Source organism: Streptomyces hilarionis (assembly GCF_024539675.1).
GTDB classification, from domain to species: domain Bacteria; phylum Actinomycetota; class Actinomycetes; order Streptomycetales; family Streptomycetaceae; genus Streptomyces; species Streptomyces hilarionis.
This window is the reverse complement of sequence record NZ_JAHHIT010000298.1, coordinates 1-4,359: the sequence shown is the minus strand read 5'-3', so window position 1 is coordinate 4,359 and position 4,359 is coordinate 1. Positions and strand designations below refer to the sequence as shown.

The 4,359-nt window shown below is 75.9% G+C and carries 1 protein-coding gene; it reads left to right on the top strand.

All coding sequences use genetic code 11. From position 1 onward, the window contains the following. Positions 1-147 precede the first annotated feature (147 nt). Positions 148-4,008 carry a thioester reductase domain-containing protein gene (locus tag KMS84_RS37945; protein WP_256921110.1) on the top strand — a complete coding sequence of 1,287 codons (3,861 nt, stop codon included), beginning with the start codon at positions 148-150 and terminating at the stop codon, positions 4,006-4,008. Positions 4,009-4,359 lie beyond the last annotated feature (351 nt).

Sequence of the window (4,359 nt, the reverse complement as noted above, 5' to 3'; positions counted from 1 at the left end):
CGGTTGCATGTCGACGGGCATCCCGTCGACTGGACCCGCGTCCTCCAAGCCCCAACCACACCCACACCCACACCCACGTCCACATCCACGTCCGCATCCCCCGACGCCACGCGCACCGCGACGCGGGACGCGGCCGGGACCGACGCCGTGGACACGGCCGGGACCGACGGCGGGACCGCGGCCGACGGCGGAACCGACGTCGCCGGGGCCGACCGTGCCGGGGCCGACGGTGAGCGGGGCACGAAGGCCGCCGGTCGTGTGATCGACCTGCCCACCTACCCCTTCCAGCACCAGCAGTACTGGCTGGACAGCAGCTCGCCGGGCGCGCGGCAGAGCGCCGGGCTCGGCCTCGCCGTCCCGCACCCGTTGCTGACGACGGCCGTGCGGCTGGCCGGCGAGGACGGCGCGGTGTTCACCGGCCGGCTCTCGCTGCACACCCATCCCTGGCTCGCCGACCACCGGGTCGGCTTCGTAGCCGTGCTGCCGCCTGCGGCCGTCGCCGAACTCGCGCTGCGGGCCGGCGACGAGAGCGGCTGCTCCGGCGTCGCCGACCTGACGACCGTCGGCGCGTTGGCCGTGCCGGCCGGCGGCGGGGTTCAGGTGCAGGTCACCGTGGGCGCGGCCGCCGAGGACGACTCCCGGCCGATCACCGTCGCCGCGCGGCCGGACGGGGACGATCCCGCCGCGCCGTGGACCGTGCACGCCACCGGCCTGCTCACCGACCCGACGCCGCCGCCCGCGGTCTCCCTCGACGCCTGGCCGCCGCCCGGCGCGACCCCGATCCCCCTCGACGGCTTCTACGAGGGGCCCGGCACGACGGGGCCGGCGTACGGCCCGGCGTTCCAGGGGCTGCGCGCGGTGTGGCGGCGGGACGAGGAACTGTTCGCCGAGGTGCGGCTCCCGGACGACACGGACGCCGACGGGTTCGGGATCCACCCGGCGCTCCTGGACGCGGCGCTGCACCCGCTGCTCGCCGCCGGACGGGACGCCGCCGGATGGTCCTGGCACGGCTTCGCCCTGCACGCTGCCGGTCCGCGCGCGCTGCGGGTGTGGATCAGGCCGAAGGGCGCCGACGCGTTCCGGGTGTGGCTGGCCGACGACAGCGGGGAGCCGGTCGCCGAGGTCCGCGCGCTGCGCCGCCCCGCGCACTCCCCCGCCGCACCCGACGACGCCGTCACCGGCGACTCGCTGTTCCACCTCGCGTGGTCCCCGGCGCTCCTGCCCGACCCGGAGGACCTCACCCCCGTCCGCCTGGCGGCGCTCGGGGACGGGCTGCCGGCCACCCTCGCCCGTCAGGTCGACAGCCTCGGGGACGCCGGCGACGACGTCGTCGTCGCCGCCATCGGCGCGGCCGCCGGGCAGGACACGGTGGCCGCGGCGCACCGCGGCGCCGCACGGGCGCTGGAACTGGTGCAGGACGCGCTGGCGTTCGGGACCACCCGGCTCGTGCTGGTCACGACCGGCGCCGTCGCCACCCACGACGACGAGGACGTCGATCCCGGCTCGGCCCCGGTCTGGGGTCTGGTCCGGTCGGCGCAGGTGGAGAATCCGGGCCGGATCGCGCTGATCGACGTGGACGGCAGCGCGGCGAGCGCCGAACGGCTCGCCACCGCGATCGCCTCCGGGCACGACCAACTGGCCCTGCGCGCGGGGCGGGCCGTCGTCCCCCGGCTGGCCAGGGTGCGCGCGACCGACGGGACGGGGGCGCGGCCCGAGCGCCGGGGCACGGCCCCCGAGGGCACGGTCCTCGTCACCGGCGGCACCGGCGCACTGGGCGCTCTATTCGCGCGGCATCTGGTCACCGAGTACGGCGTCCGCCACCTTCTGCTGGCCGGCCGCCGCGGCCCGGACGCGCCCGGCGCCGGCGAACTGGCCGCGGAACTCACCGCCCTCGGCGCTCGGGTCACCGTCGCCGCGTGCGACATCACCGACCGGGACGCGCTGGCGCGGCTGCTCGCCTCGGTCCCCGACGCGCACCCGCTGACCGGCGTCGTGCACACCGCCGGCGTCATCGACGACGGCATCGTCACCGCCCTCACCCCCGACCGCCTCTCCTCCGTGCTGCGCCCCAAGGTCGACGCCGCCTGGCACCTGCACGAACTCACCGCCGACGCCGACCTCACGATGTTCGTGCTGTTCTCCTCGGTCGCCGGAGTCGTCGGCTCGCCGGGACAGGCGAACTACTCGGCCGCCAACCAGTTCCTGGACGCCCTCGCGCAGCACCGCCGGGCGAACGGGCTGCCCGCCGACTCCCTCGCCTGGGCGGCGTGGGCGCAGGAGCACGGCATGGCGTCCCGGCTGTCGGAGGTGGACTGGAACCGGGCGACGCAGTCCGGGCTGCGGCCCATCTCCCCCGCCGAGGGGCCGCTGCTGTTCGACGCCGCGCTCGGCGCCGTCCACCCGACGACGGTGCCGATGCACCTCGACATCGCCCTGATCGAGCGCCAGCCGGGCCCGGTGCTGCCCGTGCTGCGAGGGCTGGTCCGCAGGCCGGCCCGGCGGGTGGTCGCCGCGACGGCCGAGAGCGCCGGTCTGCTGGCGGAGCGTCTCGCCCCGCTGGACGAGGCCGGGCGGCGCGAACTCCTCCTGGACCTCGTGCGCACGTCCGCGGCCGCCGTGCTGGGCCACACCGGCGTCGACGCGATCTCCGGGACCACCGCCTTCACCGCGCTCGGCTTCGACTCGCTCACCGCGGTCGAGCTGCGCAACCGGCTGGAGAGCGAGACGGGTCTGCGGCTGCCGCCGACCCTGCTCTTCGACCACGACAACCCCGCGGCCCTGGTGGCGTACCTGGGCACGGAGCTGGCCCGGCGGACCGGGGGAGCCGGTCGGTCCGCGGTGGACTTCGCCGCCGAGGTGCGGCTGGCCGCGGACATCGTGCCCGCCGTCCAGGTCACCACCGTGGTGGCCGACCCCCGAGAGGTGTTCCTCACCGGAGCGACCGGGTTCGTCGGAGCGTTCCTGCTGAGGGATCTGATGCGCTCGACCGCCGCCACCGTGCACTGCCTGGTGCGCGGCGCCGACCCGGCGGGCGCACGGGACCGGCTGCGCGCCAACCTGACCTGGTACGGCATCTGGGACGAGATCGACCACGACCGGCTGTCCGTCCTCACCGGCGACCTGGCCGAGCCCCGGTTCGGCCTCGACGCCGAGGCCTACGACCGGCTCGCCCGCCGGGTCGACGTCGTCTACCACGCGGGCGCGACGGTCAACTGGCTGCACCCGTACCCGTCGTTGAAGGCGGCCAACGTGACCGGCACGGAGGAGGCGCTGCGGCTCGCGGCCCTGCACCGTACGGTCCCCCTGCACTACGTGTCGAGCACCGGCGTCTTCGCCGGCCCGGCGCCCGAAGGGGCAGGGCTGCGCCCGGAGGACCCCACCGGTCCGCCGGAGGAGCTGACCAACGGGTACCGGCAGAGCAAGTACGTCGCCGAGAAGATCATCGGCCTGGCCCGGGAGCGCGGTCTGCCCGTGTCGGTCTACCGCGCCGACGTCGTCTCGGGCGCGCAGAGCAACGGCGCATGCCAGACCCGGGACTTCGTCTGGCTGAGCCTGAAGGGCAGCCTTCAGGCGCGGTCGATGCCGGCCGGGGCGAACGCGCTGTTCCCGATGGTGCCGGTGGACTACGTCAGCGCGGCGGTCCTGGAGCTGTCCCGCACGACGGAGGGCCGGACCTTCCACCTGTTCAACCCGGTGGCGGTCAGCTTCGCCGAGATGACGGCCCGGCTGCGCAAGTCGGGCTACGCCCTGGACGAGGTGTCCTGGGACGAGTTCGTCGACGCCGTCCGCGCCGACCGCGACAACGCGCTCTTTCCGGTGATCGACATCTTCCGCAGCTACATGACCGCGGGCGAGGCGCTGTACATGCGCATGGACGTCAGCGCGACGGAGGCCGCGCTGGCCGGGACCGGCATCGTCTGCCCCGAGATCGACGTCGAACTGTTCGCCCGGTACACGGAGTTCTTCGCCGACGCGGGCTACTTCCCCGCCCCCGCGCACCTCGGCTAGACACTCCCCCGCTGCCGCCGGCCCCCCACGGGAGGCCGGCGGCAGCCGTGCGTGCGGACCCCCGTGGGGGGGGATCCCGCGGAAGGCCACGGGAGGGCAGGGCGACGGGGCGCCGGGGCGACGGGCAGAGCGGGCCGGGTCCGAGCAGGCCGAGCCGAGCCAGATCAGGCCGGCCCGGGCCGAGTCGAGCCGGGCCAGGCCGAGTTGGGCTGGGCCGGGCCAGGTCGCGCTGGGCAATGCCGGGCAGCGCCGGGCTGAGCCGGACAAGGCCGAGCAGCGCCGAGCCGAGCAACGCAGGCTCGAGCTGGATCAAGCCGAGTCGGGTCGGGGCGGGTCGGATCAGGTCGGGGC